Raw genomic sequence first — 15,742 nt, forward strand, 5'->3', positions numbered from 1 at the left:
TGCGCACTGCCCGCAGGTGTTTCGGCTGCCAAGTTCGTCACAGAACCTTGAAAATTCTGAAACAATGGCAAAAGCGCCACAGCCGATACTTTTACGTAGGAGATTTCATGGACATCGAGGTACTGCGCCGAGCACCCCTTTTCGCCACGCTCGACGACGACGCATTCCGTCTGCTGACGGACGAGCTCACCGAGGTGGACCTTTCCCGCGGCGCGTCGGTGTTCCGCGAGGGCGACCAGGGTGACCAGCTGTACTTCATCGTCTCCGGCAAGGTGAAGCTCGGCCGCACCTCCCCCGACGGCCGCGAGTCCCTCCTGGCCATCCTTGGCCCGGGTGAGCTCTTCGGCGAGATGGCCCTGTTCGATCCGAGTCCCCGCACGGCTACTGCCACCGCGGTGTCCGAGACCCGCCTGGCCGGGCTGAAGAACGAAAGCCTCAACACCCTGCTCCGCACCCGCCCGGAGGTCTCGGCCCAGCTGCTGCAGGCCCTGGCCCGCCGCCTGCGCCGCACCAACGATTCCCTCTCCGACCTCGTCTTCTCCGACGTCCCGGGGCGCGTGGCCAAGGCCCTGCTGGATCTTGCAGACCGCTTCGGCCGGCCGGCAACCGACGGTGTCCTGGTGGCACACGAGCTCACGCAGGAAGAACTGGCCCAACTGGTGGGCGCCTCCCGCGAAACGGTCAACAAGGCCCTGGCCGAGTTCGTCCAGCGCGGCTGGCTCCGCCTCGAAGCCCGCGCCGTGGTCATCCTGGACATGCAGCGCCTCCGCCAGCGCTCGCGCTAAATAAAGCTGGAACCCAACAAAAAAGCCGCCCGAGGGGGCGGCTTTTTTGTTGCCGGAGGTTCGTCGACCCGCCGTCGGATCAGCTCTTCGCCACGTCCAGTTCGACGACGGCCCACGAGAGGGCGGGAAGGCTGAGCCGCAGCTCGGAACCGTTTGCCTTTGCTCCCTCCAGCGGCTTGAGGCCCACCCGGTCGGGGTTTTCCTGGCTGTTGATGGTGAAGCGGTCGCCGCCTTCCGGGATTTCCAGGACCTCAGCACGGACTACCCGTTGGGCGTCGAAACCGCGCAGGCTGACCTCCACGTCGGCCGCTTCTTCAAGGCCCCGGTTGGCGAAGAAGAGCGCCACGCGGCCGGTCTCCTCGTTCCAGGTGGCACTGACATCCACGAGGTCCGTGCCGCCAAAGCGCTCATTTTCGTACTTGTCCGAGTCAACGGACAGCCGCAGGATCTGGCCCTTGGCGAGTTCTGCCATCCGGGAGAAGGGGTGGAAAATGGTTTGCCGCCAGGCCGGTCCGTTCTCTTCGCTGAAGATGGGGCCGATGACGTTGACCAGCTGCGCCTGGTTGGCGATCTTGACGCGGTCGCCGTGGCGGAGCAGCGAGTTCAGCAGGGTCCCCACCACCACGGCGTCGGTCACGTTGTACTTATCCTCGATGAGTCGCGGGTGCTCGCGCCAGCCCGCCTTGGCGACGTTCCGCAACTGGTCCTCGGTGTCCCTGCCGCGCTGGTACCAAACGTTCCATTCGTCGAAGGAAAGGTTGATGTGCTTCTTGTGCTTTCCCTTCGCCCGGACGGCATCGGCAGTTGCGATGACTGATTCGATGAAGTAGTCGGTATCAACTGCGCTTGCGAGGAAGCTGCCAGCGTCACCTTCATACTCATGGTAGTAGGCGTGCAGTGACACGTAGTCAACCTCGTTGTAGGTGTGTGTCAGGACAGTCTGCTCCCAGTCGCCGAACGTAGGCATGCGTGAATTGGAACTTCCGCAGGCCACCAGCTCGATGCCAGGGTCAACATAACGCATGGCCTTGGCAGCCTCCTGTGCCAGGCGGCCGTATTCGTCGGCGGTCTTGTGGCCAATTTGCCACGGCCCGTCCATCTCGTTGCCCAGGCACCAGAGCTTGATGTTGAACGGGTCCTTGTGGCCGTTCTTTGCGCGCAGGTCAGAGAGGCGGGTGCCGCCGGGGTGGTTGGCGTACTCCACGATTGCCCGGGCGGCGTCTACTCCCCTGGTGCCGAGATTGATGGCTTCCATGATTTCGGTTCCTGCCTGGCGGGACCAGTCCACAAACTCGTGGAGGCCGAAGGCGTTCGTTTCCACCGTGTGCCAGGCGCCGTCAAGCCGGCGCGGGCGGTCCTCGCGGGGACCGATGCCGTCTTCCCAGTCATAGCCGGAAACGAAGTTGCCGCCGGGATAGCGGATCACGGTGGCGCCCAACTCCTTGACGAGCTTGAGGACGTCCTGGCGGAAGCCGTTCTCGTCGGCCTCCGGGTGGCCCGGTTCAAAGATGCCGGTGTAGACGCAGCGGCCCATGTGCTCCACGAAGGAGCCAAACAGCCGGCGGGGCACTTCACCAATGGTGAAGTCGCGGTCGAGGGTGATTCTGGCGCGGGACATGAGGACTATCTCCTTGGTTGTGCAGCAGGTACGGGGTGAAAAGTGACGGTGGGCATCAGGTGCCGGCGAGGCCCGTCGTCGCAACGCCCTTGATGATCTGGCGCTGGAAGAACAGGAAGACCAGGATCAGGGGCAGGGCCGCGAGCAACGCGGACGCCATGTTCTGCGCGTACTGGATGCCATAGGCGCTCTTGATGGTCTGCAGGCCCACCGGGAGGGTGAGGAGGGACGGGTCGTTGGTGGCGATGAACGGCCACAGGAAGTTGTTCCAGGCGCCGATGAACACGAAGATGGCGACGGCGGCCAGGATGGGCCGGGACAGCGGCAGGATTATCTGGGTGAAGATCCTCATCCGGCTGGCGCCGTCCATCACTGCGGCTTCTTCAAGTTCGCGGGGAATCTGGTCGAAGAACTTCTTGAGCACGAACACCATGGCGGGGTGGATGACCTGCGGCAGGATGATGGCCCAGGACGTATCGATCATGTGGAGGGCGAGCATCTGGTAAAACAGCGGAATGATTAGGACCGGCGGAGGGACGATGATGGAGGCGATGATCACGGTCATCAGCACCTTCCTTCCCTTGAAGTCGATCCGGGACAAGGCGTACGCCACGAGCGACGAGATCACCAGCGTGACGGCCGTGATGGCCGCCGAAGTGTAAAGCGAATTCCAGGTCCAGAGTGGGATGTTGCCGTCCTGGAACACCTTCACGAACGCGTCGGCGGTAAAGCCAGACGGCGGGATCCAGTTGATTTTCGGCGAGGCGGCATCCGTCTCGCTCTTGAACGCCGTAACGGTCGCCCAGGCGAAGGGGACCAGCCACAGGACTGCGATAACGGCGGCGACAATTACGGCAGCGACCTTGCCGGCCGACATCTTCCTGTGTGGCTGGCGGACGGCTGGGCTGGTGCTTGCGCCCAATGTGGCACGGTTGAGGGTCTGGGTTGCCATGGTTATGCGCTCCTGCGGCGGGTTATGACGAACTGCATGGCCGAGACGAGCACGATCAGTCCGAAGAAGATGTAGGAGATGGCTGCGGAATAGCCCAGCCGGTAGCCGGTGAACCCGGTTTCGAAGATGTACTGCACCACGGGACGGGTCGATCCTCCCGGTCCACCGGCGGTCATCTGGTACACCTGATCGAAGATCTTGAGCGAGGCAAGGACCTGAAGGAGCACGATCATCACGGTGGTGGGGACCAGTTGCGGCAGGGTGATGGAGAAGAGCTGGCGCCAGGCCCCGGCACCATCCAATGACGCCGCCTCGTAATGCTGGGCGGGGATGTTCTGCATCGCAGCCAGGTACAACAGGAAGTTGAAACCCACCGTCCACCAGAGGGTGGCAATGACGATCGCCCACATGGCCACGTTGGGGTCGTTGAGCCAGGCGATCTTCGGGATGCCGATCTTGGACAGAGCATCGTTGATCAGGCCAAGCTGCGGGTTGTACATCCACGTGAAGAACAGGGACACGACGGTGGACGCCAGCAGGTACGGGGCAAAGTACGAGAGGCGCCACAGCCACTGCGCCGGCAATCCGACGTTCAGCAGCGCCGCCATCACCAACGCGACCAGCACGAGGGGGACCGTGCTGATGACCGTGAAGTAGAGGGTGTTTCCGAGTGAGCGCCACATGTCGGCGTCAGCGAAGGCTTCGGCGTAGTTCGCGAAGCCAATCACGCTGTCATTGGCTCCGGTAAGGGACTTGCCGGTGAGGCTCATATAGATGCCGTAGACAATGGGCCATACAAGGAAAACGAGGAAGAATGCCAGGAACGGCGCGGCGAACCCCCAACCGCTGAGGTTATTCCTGGTGACGCTGTCGCGGCTCCCCCGGGCTGCTGGTGAAGAAACCCGGCTCCCCGGACTCCGCCGGGCTGTTAATGAAGAACTCATGAAGGACTCCTTTGTCGCTCAGTACGGTTAGACCGGGTTGGGCCGGGAAAGAAGGGTGTTGGTGCGCTTCTCGAAGGCGGCCCATCCATCAGCTGCCTTGTCACGCCCAAGGAGGACGTTCTGTACGTTTTCCGCAAAGTAGGTCTGCCAGTCGGAGCCCGAGCCGCTGAACCAGGACTGGGGATCGTACGCGATGATGTCTGCGGCGTTGGCGTAGTGGATCTGGGGCGTGAGTTCGCGGTAGGCCTGGGATTGCACCACCGGCTGGAAGGCGGGGATATGTCCTGCCTCGGCCCAGGACAGCGAGCCCTTGAGGATGTCGCTGACGAATTTGTAGACGTCGCGGCGCTTGGCCTCGTCGACGTTCAGCTGCCGGGGAAGCACGAAGGAATGCGAGTCAGCGTATGCGGCCGGCGTTCCGAACAGCGTGGGGATGGTGGCGGCGTCAACGGGCAGGTTTGCCTTCTTGAAGGTGGGAAGCTCCCAGACCCCGCTGAAGAGCATGCCTGATCCCCCGCGGGCGAATTCCGCGATGCCGGTACTGATATCGCCGCTTTTGGCCGCGATGGTGTCATCAAAAAGCGATGCCATGAATTCCAACGACTCTATGGCTGCATCCCGGTCAACCTTCATCGGCTGGCCCGGAGTCAGTTCCATGTCCGCGCCGTGCTGTTTGTAGAGCGTGTAGAAAAGCCGCCACATCTGCGATCCACTGCCCAGGTAGCCAAAGGACAACCCGTGGGCTTGGGTAACCTTCTGCATTTCCTTGGCCATGGTGATGAACTCCTGCGGGGACTTCACCTCCTGCAGCTGTCCGTTGCCGGCCAGGACACCGGCTTTGCGTGCCACGTCGGTGTTGTAGAACATGATGAACGGGTGTGAATCCAGGGCGATGGAGAACACTTTGCCGTTTTGCTGGCTTTTGTCCCAGATCCTGGGCGCAAAGCTGTCTGCCGTGACGCCGTTCTCCGACAGCAGGTCCAGGTCCCATGGATCGATCAGTCCACCGGGCGCATAGCCTGGGACCCTGCTGGCGTGCATGATGGCGAGTTGCGGCGGCCGGCCGCCGGCCGATGCCATGGCTAGCTTGGTGTAGTAGGGCGGGCCCCATGCCAGGACGGTCGGGTGCACCTTGAACCCGGGGTTGCCCTCGTTGGCTTTGCTGATCAAGGCTTGCATCTTTATGCCGTCGCCGCCTGACAGGAGATGCCAGAACTGGATGTCCCTGGGAGCCGCGGCGGAGGCGTTCCCACCGCACCCGGAAAGGGTCGCCGCGGCTAGCAGGCTTCCTATTGCTGCCGTACCAGACAGCAGATGCCGCCTGGAAAGCTCCTTGCCTGCGAAAAAGTCAAACTGCTTCACCCGTCACTCCTTTGGATGGGTCCGCTGAAAGTCATTTCGTGCCTCAACCCCCTTGCCGGCAGGATCCCTTCGTTGCAGCCCTGTTGGTTCCGGGGTGTGACGCAGGCAACACGTTACATCGATGTAATGGGAGCCGCAATGAAAATTTGTTAGCGTTCGCAAAGTAACGGCGCGGTCTCGATTAGTCCGGGTCTGGTGGCCCGTCCGTCGACCGAAGGCTAGCGGGCCGTGCTTTCCCGTTCCACGATCTCGTAGTCGATGGCGACCACCCGCTGCGGGCCTTCACGGTTGCCCATGCGCTCGGTGAGGAGGCGAAGGGCCTCACGGGCCAGCTGGCGCTTGTCGAAGGAAACAGTTGTCAGCGCCGGTACCGCATATTTCGCGTCCGCGATGTCATCGAAACCGGCCACGGCAACGTCATCTGGGACCTTCAGGCCGCGCTTCCAGAACACACTGAGCGCGCCAATGGCCATGGAATCGGTGAAACAGAAAAGAGCATCGGGAACGGGATTTGAATCCAGGTAAGCGGACAGCGCACGGGCGGCCGCATCGGGGCTCCACTTTTCACACGGAATGACCAGTGAGTCATCCCGGGCAATGCCGAGTTCAGCAAGTGCGTCCTGGTAGCCACGGGTGCGCAGGGCAGCGGCCGCAGAGCCCCGGCCACCGGGGGCGCCAAGGACGGCAATACGGCGCCTTCCCGTCCTGCCAAGCGCCAGTGTCATGTCACGGGCCGCGGCCACGCTGTCCACCCAGACGCGGTCGGCCAGCTTCTGGGACACTTCCCCGAGCAGGACTACCGGAGGGAGAGCAACGCCGACTTTGACAGCACTCTGGTCCAGCACCACCGGGTTGAGGATGAGCCCATCGATCAGGTTGGACCGCGCCCGCGACATGAGCTCGTATTCGCGGGTGGGGTCGGACCCTGTCTCTTCGATCTGTACGCTCCACCCCTGCTCATGGGCAACTTCCACCACGCTGTGGGCGACTTCGGCGGAGTACGGAGTGCCGAGGTCCGGCAACGCCAGGGCGATGACGCCGGACCTGCCATTGCGCAGTCCCCGGGCGGAGAGGTTGGGGACATAGTCCAGCTCCGCCATGGCTTGCTCCACCTTGATGCGGGTGGGACCGCTGACCGGGACAATTCCGTTCATGACATTGGAGACTGTCTTGGGCGAAACCCCTGCGAGGCGCGCTACGTCCTTGACCGTTGCGCGCAAAGGCGCCCCCCTTGCTTCCGGTGTGGCTTTGCTGGAGATTTTACCCGGCTCCCCGGACGTCAGCGTTCGCGCTGGTGGTCCCCCGCCACGGTTTTGGCGGCCTCGACTTCCAGCATGAGCTTGCCGTCCTCTTCCACCAGGCTGGGCTGATAGACGTGCGGCTTGCGCTTGTAGCTCAGGTAGGCAATGCAGCCGTTTGCTGATGCCATTTTTTCGAGCATGATCTCTGAGCCAGGGACCAGCAGTTCACCCAAGGCACGGCCCACGGTGTTCTCCTGCCCCACTTCATCGCCCAGGGCAGTGGTATCCCGTTCCTGGACCACCTGCGCGGCGTTGACCCACCGGCCCCACACGCCCTTGCCTTGCAGCAGCGACGGTTCCTGGCCAAGCGGCAGGGTGGCCGCGAAGTAGCGGGTATCGAACCTGCGGTGCGCAAAGTCCGGGCTGCGCCAGTTGACCAGGGATTTGAGCAGGTCAGTGCGCAGGGACAGGCCGCGCTTGCCCAGCACCTGGGAAAGCGTCTTTTCCTGGTCCGCCACGGCCATCCGGGCGCGCATCCACTCCGACGTTGATGTGCCCTCGACGGTGTTCGACATATCCGGACCGGCCAACAGCACGCCTGTTTCTTCGAAGAGTTCGCGGATGGCGCCCACCACGTGGCGGCGCGCCAGCCCGACGTCGTCCGTTCCCATTTGCTCAGCCCAATGCTGCGGTGAGGGGCCCAGCCAACCCATGGGGTCGTCGTCGGCCGGGTCCAGGGAACCTCCGGGAAAGGCGAGGACCCCCAGCGGCGAGGAGCCCGGCCGGTAGCCCAGCCAGGTCTCCAGGCCGGTAGGTGAGTCCCGGAGAAGGACGACGGATGAGGCGAAGCGCGCCGCACGGGGGGTGCGCTCGCCGTGTTCGAGCCAGCTTTGCGCTGCCCCTTCAAGATCCTGGGGCAGTGCAAAAAGGCGTCGTGCGAGGTGAGGCAAGGGAAGTGTCCGGTCTTAGCTGAATTCGGCGATCAGCTCGACCTCTACGGGAGAGTCGAGCGGAAGAACGGCAACGCCGACGGCGGAACGAGCATGCTGCCCGGCGTCACCAAGGACGCGGCCCAGCAGTTCCGACGCCCCGTTGACGACGGCTGGCTGGCCGGTGAACGAGGGGTCTGAGGAGACGAATCCCACAACCTTGACGATTCGGGTGATCCGGTCCAGGTCCCCGATGACGCTCTTGACGGCGGCAAGGGCGTTGACAGCGCAAATGGCTGCATACTTCTGGGCATCCTCGGGAGAGACAGTGGGCTCGTCGGCAAACCCTTCGGTGCCGGCGGACACCTTGCCCGTGGCTTCGAGTTTGCCGTTGATGAACGGCAGCTGGCCTGAGGTGTAGACGTGGCTGCCGGACACCACGGCGGGAACGTAGGAAGCCACGGGAGCGGCCACCTCAGGGAGGGTAATGCCGAGTTCCGCGAGGCGCTGCTCGACGGCGGATGCGGGCGCCGTGGCCGCGCTGGACTGGGCTTCTGCGGGGGTGCTCATGCTACTGCTTCTCCCTCTTGAGGTAGGCGACAAGGCCGTTGCCGTCAGGTCCCGGGACTACCTGGACGAGCTCCCAACCGTCCTCTCCCCACTGGTCCAGGATCTGTTTTGTGGCGTGAATAATGAGCGGAATCGTCGCGTACTCCCATTTGGTCATGAAAGAAAGCGTAGTCCTTGCCGGTAAAGTGGAAAACATGGCGACTCGCAACAACCCCTTATTCGACACTGCCACCACACTGGGTAAGATTCTTCTCTTCCTTGGCGTGAGCGCAATCTGCGGTGTCCTCGTGGCGGGCCTGCTGGTCCCTGCCGCTGCCGTCTCCGGCAGCGCCGCAAGCGGTTCCATCGACTTCTTCGACTCCCTTCCGGCCGAGCTGAAGGTCGATCCGCCCAGCCAGACCACCCGGATCCTGGCCGCGGACGGCAGCGAGATCGCCAGCGTCTACACCGAGAACCGCACCAAGGTTCCGCTGGACCAGATTTCACCGAACATGAAGAACGCCATCATCGCCGTGGAGGACAGCCGGTTCTACGAGCACGGCGGCGTGGACACCACCGGCATCCTGCGAGCACTGGTCGCTACCGCCCGCGGCAACAAGCAGGGCGCGTCCACCATCACGCAGCAGTACGTCAACAACGTGCTCAACGCGAACCTTGCCGCCGCCGGCGAGGAAGACCAGATCAAGCTCAACGGTGTCAACAAGGGCGTGGGCGACAAGCTCCGGGAAATGAAGCTCTCCATCGCCCTGGAGAAGGAGTTCACCAAGGACCAGATCCTTGAGGGCTACCTGAACATCGTCTTCTTCAACCGGGACGCGTACGGCATCGAAGCCGCCTCCCGCTACTTCTTCAGCACCACCGCCAAGGACCTGACCCTGCCGCAGGCAGCCCTCCTGGCCGGCCTGGTTAACAGCCCGTCCGCGTTTGACCCCATCACCAATCCGGAGAAGTCCAAGCAGCGCCGCGACCTGGTGCTCGGGCTGATGTTGAACCAGGGCAAGATCACCCAGGCCGAGCACGACGCCGCCGTGGCCACCCCGGTGGAGCCCAAGGTAACCCAGCCCAAGCAGGGCTGTGCGTACGCGGCCTCCGCCCCCTACTTCTGCGACTACATCCTGCACCTGCTGGAAAACAACCCGGCCTATGGTGCGGACATAAAGGACCGCCAGCGGCTGATTTACGGCGGCGGCCTGACCATCACCACCACACTGGACCCCAACGCGCAGGCCACCGCCCAGGAACAGGTCAACGCTGCTGCGGGCGCAAACCCGGACAAGTGGGGCGCCTCGATGGTGTCGGTGCAGCCGGGCACCGGCAAGATCATCTCAATGGCCCAGAACACCACGTTCCTGCCCGGCCAGGGCTTCGATTCCCAGTTGAACTTCAACGTGGACAAGCTGGATAAGGACGGGAACGACCTCAACGGCATGGGTGGCGCACAGCCCGGGTCCACCATGAAACCCTTTACCTTTGCCGAGTGGCTCAACGAAGGCAAGACCATGAACACGGTGGTTAACGCCGCCCAGCGGGTCTACCCCATCGGTTTCCCCTGGCGCAACACCTGCGGCAAGGTGCAGGGCGCGTACAGCACGGCGCAAAAGAACCAGGGCCTGGATGCGGCGGACGACCTGCAGAACGCTGAGACAAAGTGGTACAAGCCGCTGACGGTTTTGGAAGGCCTTTACAACTCGATCAACACTGTGACGTTCGCGTCAGCCGCCCAGTTGGATCTCTGTGGAATCCAGAAGATCGTGGATGCGACAGGTCTGCATGGCGGCCTGCCCTCCGCAGATGATCCGCACCCGAAAATCGACATGTCAACCTTGGGTAACCTGCTGGGTTCCACGCAGACCTCGCCGCTGACCATGGCCAGTGCTTTCGCCACGTTTGCGAATGACGGCAAATACTGCGAGCCCATCGCCATCACCTCTGTTGTCGATGCCACGGGCAAGCAGCTGCCGGCCCAGTCCAGCAGCTGCCGCGATGCCATCAAGCCTGAAGTTGCCCGCGGCGTGAACTATGCCCTCCAGGAAGTCTTGAACAGGGGTTCAGGATCGCTGATCCGGCCGCGGATTTCCACGACCACCAGCTTCCCGATCGGCGCCAAGACCGGTACCTCCAACAACAACGGCTCCACCTGGGTTGTTGGCCACACCACGGGCCTGGCCACCGCCGCTTGGTTCGGCGACCCGCTGGGGGCGCAGGACCGCGCAGGGCAGAACATCACCGTCAACGGGAAGTTCTATGAAGGCATTGACGGCTACATGATCGCCGGTCCCATGTTCTCCAGCTACATGGCCAAGATTGCTCCGGCCTATGGGACCAACCCGTTCCCTGCCCCGCCGAGCAACATGATCAATGGCGTAACCACCACCTCGCCTGGCAGGACCACGCCCCAGGTCACCCAGGCTCCCGTTCCTGCCCCCCAGGCAACCCGGGCTCCTGCCACGCAGGCACCCGCCCCGGCCCCGGCCCCGACCAGCAACGGAAACGGCAACAACGGCAGAGGAAACGGCTAAGCGCATATGAGCATCGATAGCCTGGCAAGCCGCGCCCGTTCCATCGGGCGCGGCTTTGCCGTCACCGCCGGCGCCGGGGCCGCGGCCGGCGTTGCTGCGTTCGGGTACGGCCTGTGGGAGAAGAACCAGTTCGTCCTGCGCGAGGAGAATCTTGCCATCCTCCCGCCCGGCCGCGAACCATTCCGCATCCTGCACCTTAGCGATATCCATTTCGTCCCCGGGCAGCGGAAGAAGGCCGAGTGGCTCGGGTCCCTGGCGGACCTCCGGCCGGACCTGGTGGTCAACACCGGCGACAACCTCAGCCACGTCAAGGCGGTGGACCCGCTGCTGGAGGCACTGAAGCCGCTGCTGCAGTTCCCCGGTGTCTTTGTCCCCGGCTCCAACGACTACTTCGCCCCCAGCCCCAAGAACCCAGCGGCCTACTTACTGGGACCGTCCAAGGTGAAGCCCAAGCCGGTAGCCCTTGACTGGCCGCGCCTGCGCTCAGGCTTCGGCATGAGCGGCTGGGTTGACCTGACCAACCGCAACCAGTCCCTGGTTCTGAACGGCATGCGCTTCGACTTCTCCGGGGTCGACGATCCGCACCTGAAGCGGGAGCGGTATGCAGGCTGGCCCCGCGGAACAGTGAGCCAGAACGCAAAAGACCACGTTAAGGTGGCTGTTATCCACGCGCCCTATCAGCGGGTACTGGACCACTTCACCGAAAGCGGCGCCGACCTCCTGCTGGCGGGCCACACTCACGGCGGCCAGCTGTGCATCCCCGGGTACGGCGCCATCATCTCCAACTGCGACCTTCCCACCTGGCGCGCCAAAGGCCTCAACGACTGGTCAAGCAACGGAAGCACGACGCCGGTCAACGTCTCCGGCGGCATCGGCACCTCGCGCTTTGCCCCGGTAAGGATCGCCTGCAAGCCCGAAGCCGTCCTGTTGACCCTCACCTCACCGAACTAACCCATTGCTCCATCAGTTATGGTCCCCAAAAGCGGGTTATGGGGACCATAACTGATAGGGCATCCGGCATTACGGAGTGCAATAACTGGGGAAGCAGCCAGTGGCCCGCACAATCGCTGTGAAGCAGCTCACGCCATGGCATAGGGTTGTTGCTAGAGGAAACTACATTCGTTTTATAGCTTGAGAAGCGGGCATGGCCAAGCAGACTCCCTTTTTCCGATCCATCAGCCGTCTTTACCCCCACGTCCGGCCCATCATCCCCAGACTCCTGCTGGGGCTGCTCTGTGCACTCCTGGCCAGCATCGTTGCGCTGACCATCCCCCAGGTGCTGCGGGTCCTGGTCAACACCGCCCTGCAGCCCGGAGGTACGCCGGAGGCAGTCTGGACGTCAGCGGGCGTCATCCTGGTCCTGGGTATCGCCGAAGCTGGCCTGGTGGCGTTGCGCCGGCAATTCGTCATCAACCCTGCCACCACGGTGGAAACCCGGATGCGTGCGTCCCTCTACGACCACCTGCAGGACCTCACCGTTTCCTTCCATGACCGCTGGGGCTCCGGACAGCTGCTGTCCCGGGCCATGACCGACTTGAACTTCCTGCGCCGCTGGATGGCCTTCGGCGCCATCATGCTGGTGGTCACCACCCTCACCGTGATCATCGGCATCGTTGCCATGTTTGCCATGAGCTGGCAGCTGGCCCTGATCTTCCTTGCCGCCGCCGTTCCCATCACCATCAACAGCTTCCGGTTCCGCACCCGGTTCAGCAAGGTTGCCCGCCGCAGCCAGGACCAAGCCGGCGACCTCGCCACCACCGTGGAAGAATCCGTCCACGGCATCCGCGTGCTCAAGGCCTTTGGACGCAGCCGGGAAGCCCTGGAAAACTTCAACGAGCAGGCCGAGGAACTGCGCCAGACCGAGATCGAGAAGGCGCGCCACCAGGCAACGTTCACTATGGTGGTCACCCTGCTTCCCGAGCTGGCGCTGGGAGCCGGGCTGGTGGTGGGCGTCATGCTGTGCGCCAGCGGTCAACTGAGCATCGGCGCCCTGGTGGCGTTTTTTGCCACCGCGGCAGTTATTGCCTCCCCCGTGGAATTCTCCGGGATGCTGTTGGCCATGGCACTCACGGCCAAGACCGCCGTCGACCGCCATTACGAGGTGATGGACACGCAAAACACCATCACCAGCCCAACTCAGCCACGGCGCCCCAAGGAACTCGCTGGGGCACTCCGCTTCGCGAACGCAACCTTCGCCTTCGAGGACGCGCCGGACAAGCCCATCCTCAAGGACATCAACCTGGACATCCGTCCCGGCGAAACCATGGCCCTGGTGGGCATCACCGGCAGCGGCAAGAGCGCGCTGATCCAGCTGGTGCCGCGTCTCTACGACGTCACCACAGGGGCCATCACCATCGACGGCGTGGACATCCGGGACTTCGAGGTTGAGGAGCTTCGCAGGGTTGTTGGCGTGGCGTTCGAGGACACCACGCTCTTCTCCAATTCCGTACGGGACAACGTCCTCCTGGGCGCCCCGGTCCGGACGGAGGAGGTCCTCGACGAAGCACTGGATGTGGCCCAGGCACACTTCGCCTACTCTCTGCCGGAAGGGGTGGACACGCTGATCGGTGAGGAAGGCCTAAGCCTGTCCGGCGGGCAGCGGCAGCGGATCGCGCTGGCACGCGCCATCGCCGCCCGCCCGCGCGTGCTGGTCCTGGACGATCCCCTGTCCGCCCTGGACGTGCACACCGAGGAGTTGGTGGAAGCCCGCCTCAGGGAAGTGCTGAAGGACACCACCACCCTGATCGTGGCCCACCGCCCCTCCACCGTGGCTCTGGCGGATCGGGTGGCGTTGCTCGAGGATGGCCGCATCACCGCTGTCGGGACACACACCGAACTCCTGGCCCACAACCAGCACTACCGCTACGTCATCGCCAGCCTGGACCGCGAACCGCGCGACCTGGACTCCGAACTGTCGGCGCTTGAGGTCCAGGCGGAGGAAGTGACCCGATGAGCACCGCAACGTTCGGCACCGCCAATGAAGACAATGCCCACCTCAGCAAGAGCGACAGCAGGGCAGTACGACGGCGGTCACTCGCCTTGCTGGGGTCGCTGATCCGTCCGGTACGGGTACGGTTCTGGCTGACCATCGCCATGGTGGTCCTTTCGCAGGCCGCGCGCGTTGCAGGCCCGGCACTGATCGCCTTCGGCATCGACCGCGCGCTTCCCGCGCTCCGGGCCGGCGATAACCTCCCGCTGGTGTTCACCGGCGTCGCCTACCTGCTGGCAGCCATTGCAACGGCGGGACTCACGTCCCTTTACGTCACCTCCACGGCGCGGCTCAGCCAGGCCATGCTGCTGGACCTGCGGGTGCGCGTCTTCCGGCATACCCAGCGGCTCAGCCTGGAGTTCCACGAGAAGTACACCTCCGGCAGGATTATCGCCCGGCAGACCTCGGACCTGGAGGCGCTGAGGGAACTGCTCGATTCCGGCGTCAGCTCCCTGGCCTCGGGGATGCTGTTCATGGCGTTTACCGCAATCACCATTTTTGCCCTCGACTGGCGGAGCGGTTTGCTGGTGCTGGCCGCCGGTGTTCCGATGTTTTTCCTGTCCCGCTGGTACCAGAAGCACTCGCAGATCGCCTTCCGTGAGTCCCGTGTGGTTTCTGCCCGGCTCATTGTGCATTTCGTGGAGACCATGACCGGAATCCGCGCCGTCAAAGCTTTCCGCAAGGAAAAGGAAAACTCCGAGCGCTACGGCAAGCTTGCCGAGGACTACCGGCTGGTGACCGTCCGCTCCATCAACCTCAACGGCATCTTCCAGCCGGGACTGGTGCTGATCGGCAACGTCTGCGTGGCAGTGGTCCTGCTCTTCGGCGGCTTCCGGGTGCTGGGCGGCGACCTGGCCGTTGGCGTGCTCCTGGCCCTAATCCTCTCCACCAAGCGGTTCTTCCAGCCGGTGGACCAGATGGCCATGTTCTACAACTCGTTCCAGAGCGCGCAGGCAGCCCTTGAAAAGGTCTCCGGGCTGCTGGAAGAGGTGCCCACAGTCCGGCCACCGAAGAACCCGGTTGCCCTGCGCAGCGCCACGGGTCGCATCGACTTCAACGACGTCGAATTCCGCTACGGCGACGGGCCTGTGGTGGTCCCCCGCCTGGACCTGCACATCCCCGCCGGGCAGACGGTGGCGCTGGTGGGCCAGACCGGGGCCGGCAAATCGACCCTGGCCAAACTCATTGCCCGGTTCTACGACGTCACCTCCGGCACGCTCACCCTGGACGGCGTAGACGTTCGCGACCTGGCCACTTCCGACCTCCGGCGGAACATCGTCATGGTCACCCAGGAAGCCTTCCTGTTCAGCGGCTCGGTGGCGGACAACATCGCCCTGGGCCGGCCGGAAGCCTCACGGGAGGAAATCGAGGAAGCCGCCAAGGCGGTTGGGGCACACGAGTTCATCCTTGAACTTCCCGAAGGCTACGACACGGACGTCAACAAGCGCGGCGGCAGGGTCTCCTCCGGGCAACGGCAACTCATCAGCTTTGCGCGGGCTTTCCTGGCACGGCCGGCGGTGCTGATCCTGGACGAAGCCACTTCCTCGCTGGACATCCCGTCCGAACGACTGGTGCAGGCCGGGCTGGCCCGGCTCCTGGCCGGCACGGAGGCAGCACGGAGGACGGCACTGATCATCGCCCACCGCCTGTCCACGGTGGAGACCGCTGACCGCGTCCTGGTGGTGCATGACGGCCGGATCGTGGAAGACGGGACGCCTGAGGAACTGATCGGTGGCGGCGGACGCTTCGCCGACCTGCACGGGGCCTGGAAGGATTCACTGGTCTAGCCATCCCGTTCAGGATTTCGCATCGGGGCCCTGGATCGGCTATCCT

The 15,742-nt window shown here is 63.8% G+C and carries 13 protein-coding genes; 5 read left to right on the top strand and 8 right to left on the bottom strand.

Annotated features, from left to right (window positions below; all coding sequences use genetic code 11):
* Nucleotides 1-107: 107 nt before the first annotated feature.
* Nucleotides 108-785, top strand: coding sequence for a Crp/Fnr family transcriptional regulator (locus tag ACETK3_RS03455; protein WP_013602309.1), 678 nt, complete (start codon nt 108-110; stop codon nt 783-785).
* A gap of 79 nt (nt 786-864) precedes the next feature.
* On the opposite strand, the gene ACETK3_RS03460 is transcribed toward ACETK3_RS03455, so the two are convergent.
* The 8 genes from ACETK3_RS03460 to ACETK3_RS03495 form a co-directional block, all read right to left on the bottom strand.
* On the bottom strand, nt 865-2,403 hold the full coding sequence (locus tag ACETK3_RS03460; RefSeq protein ID WP_237428926.1) for an alpha-N-arabinofuranosidase: 1,539 nt from the start codon (nt 2,401-2,403) through the stop codon (nt 865-867).
* Between the two features lie 55 nt (nt 2,404-2,458).
* Nucleotides 2,459-3,355, bottom strand: a complete 897-nt coding sequence (locus ACETK3_RS03465) for a carbohydrate ABC transporter permease (protein WP_237428927.1) — start codon at nt 3,353-3,355, stop codon at nt 2,459-2,461.
* Nucleotides 3,356-3,357: 2 nt separating this feature from the next.
* Nucleotides 3,358-4,299 carry a carbohydrate ABC transporter permease gene (locus ACETK3_RS03470; RefSeq protein ID WP_237428928.1) on the bottom strand — a complete coding sequence of 314 codons (942 nt, stop codon included), beginning with the start codon at nt 4,297-4,299 and terminating at the stop codon, nt 3,358-3,360.
* Between the two features lie 27 nt (nt 4,300-4,326).
* Nucleotides 4,327-5,661, bottom strand: a complete 1,335-nt coding sequence (locus ACETK3_RS03475; protein WP_373992528.1) for an ABC transporter substrate-binding protein — start codon at nt 5,659-5,661, stop codon at nt 4,327-4,329.
* A gap of 218 nt (nt 5,662-5,879) precedes the next feature.
* Nucleotides 5,880-6,881 carry a LacI family DNA-binding transcriptional regulator gene (locus ACETK3_RS03480; protein WP_236799598.1) on the bottom strand — a complete coding sequence of 334 codons (1,002 nt, stop codon included), beginning with the start codon at nt 6,879-6,881 and terminating at the stop codon, nt 5,880-5,882.
* 59 nt (nt 6,882-6,940) lie between these two features.
* Complete coding sequence (locus ACETK3_RS03485) at nt 6,941-7,852, bottom strand: NUDIX hydrolase (protein ID WP_373992529.1); 912 nt, start codon at nt 7,850-7,852, stop codon at nt 6,941-6,943.
* A gap of 15 nt (nt 7,853-7,867) precedes the next feature.
* Entirely contained in the window at nt 7,868-8,401 is a 534-nt protein-coding gene (locus ACETK3_RS03490; protein ID WP_236799600.1) for a RidA family protein, read from the bottom strand.
* A 1-nt stretch (nt 8,402) separates the two neighbouring features.
* Entirely contained in the window at nt 8,403-8,558 is a 156-nt protein-coding gene (locus ACETK3_RS03495) for a DUF4177 domain-containing protein (RefSeq protein WP_009359196.1), read from the bottom strand.
* 37 nt (nt 8,559-8,595) lie between these two features.
* Between ACETK3_RS03495 and ACETK3_RS03500 the strand changes: the two genes are divergently transcribed.
* The 4 genes from ACETK3_RS03500 (at nt 8,596) to ACETK3_RS03515 (ending at nt 15,696) form a co-directional block, all read left to right on the top strand.
* Nucleotides 8,596-10,920 carry a transglycosylase domain-containing protein gene (locus tag ACETK3_RS03500; RefSeq protein WP_236820457.1) on the top strand — a complete coding sequence of 775 codons (2,325 nt, stop codon included), beginning with the start codon at nt 8,596-8,598 and terminating at the stop codon, nt 10,918-10,920.
* Nucleotides 10,921-10,926: 6 nt separating this feature from the next.
* Nucleotides 10,927-11,871 (top strand): metallophosphoesterase, encoded by a 945-nt coding sequence (locus ACETK3_RS03505; protein WP_237428931.1) that lies wholly within the window; start codon nt 10,927-10,929, stop codon nt 11,869-11,871.
* A gap of 193 nt (nt 11,872-12,064) precedes the next feature.
* Nucleotides 12,065-13,873 carry an ABC transporter ATP-binding protein gene (locus ACETK3_RS03510; protein ID WP_373992530.1) on the top strand — a complete coding sequence of 603 codons (1,809 nt, stop codon included), beginning with the start codon at nt 12,065-12,067 and terminating at the stop codon, nt 13,871-13,873.
* Nucleotides 13,870-15,696: an ABC transporter ATP-binding protein gene (locus ACETK3_RS03515; RefSeq protein ID WP_373992531.1), complete on the top strand. Its 1,827-nt coding sequence runs from the start codon at nt 13,870-13,872 to the stop codon at nt 15,694-15,696. The genes ACETK3_RS03510 and ACETK3_RS03515 overlap by 4 nt, the downstream gene beginning before the upstream one ends.
* Nucleotides 15,697-15,742 lie beyond the last annotated feature (46 nt).

It is taken from the genome of Arthrobacter sp. E44 (genome assembly GCF_041877125.1).
In the GTDB taxonomy this organism is placed as follows: Bacteria; Actinomycetota; Actinomycetes; order Actinomycetales; family Micrococcaceae; genus Arthrobacter.

Bases quoted from the DNA above. Each gene is read 5' to 3' on its own strand.
- ACETK3_RS03470 (WP_237428928.1), bottom strand. From the start codon at position 4,299: ATGAGTTCTTCATTAACAGCCCGGCGGAGTCCGGGGAGCCGGGTTTCT.
- ACETK3_RS03515 (WP_373992531.1), top strand. From the start codon at position 13,870: ATGAGCACCGCAACGTTCGGCACCGCCAATGAAGACAATGCCCACCTC.
- ACETK3_RS03460 (WP_237428926.1), bottom strand. From the start codon at position 2,403: ATGTCCCGCGCCAGAATCACCCTCGACCGCGACTTCACCATTGGTGAA.
- ACETK3_RS03500 (WP_236820457.1), top strand. From the start codon at position 8,596: ATGGCGACTCGCAACAACCCCTTATTCGACACTGCCACCACACTGGGT.
- ACETK3_RS03495 (WP_009359196.1), bottom strand. From the start codon at position 8,558: ATGACCAAATGGGAGTACGCGACGATTCCGCTCATTATTCACGCCACA.
- ACETK3_RS03455 (WP_013602309.1), top strand. From the start codon at position 108: ATGGACATCGAGGTACTGCGCCGAGCACCCCTTTTCGCCACGCTCGAC.
- ACETK3_RS03510 (WP_373992530.1), top strand. From the start codon at position 12,065: ATGGCCAAGCAGACTCCCTTTTTCCGATCCATCAGCCGTCTTTACCCC.
- ACETK3_RS03465 (WP_237428927.1), bottom strand. From the start codon at position 3,355: ATGGCAACCCAGACCCTCAACCGTGCCACATTGGGCGCAAGCACCAGC.
- ACETK3_RS03505 (WP_237428931.1), top strand. From the start codon at position 10,927: ATGAGCATCGATAGCCTGGCAAGCCGCGCCCGTTCCATCGGGCGCGGC.
- ACETK3_RS03490 (WP_236799600.1), bottom strand. From the start codon at position 8,401: ATGAGCACCCCCGCAGAAGCCCAGTCCAGCGCGGCCACGGCGCCCGCA.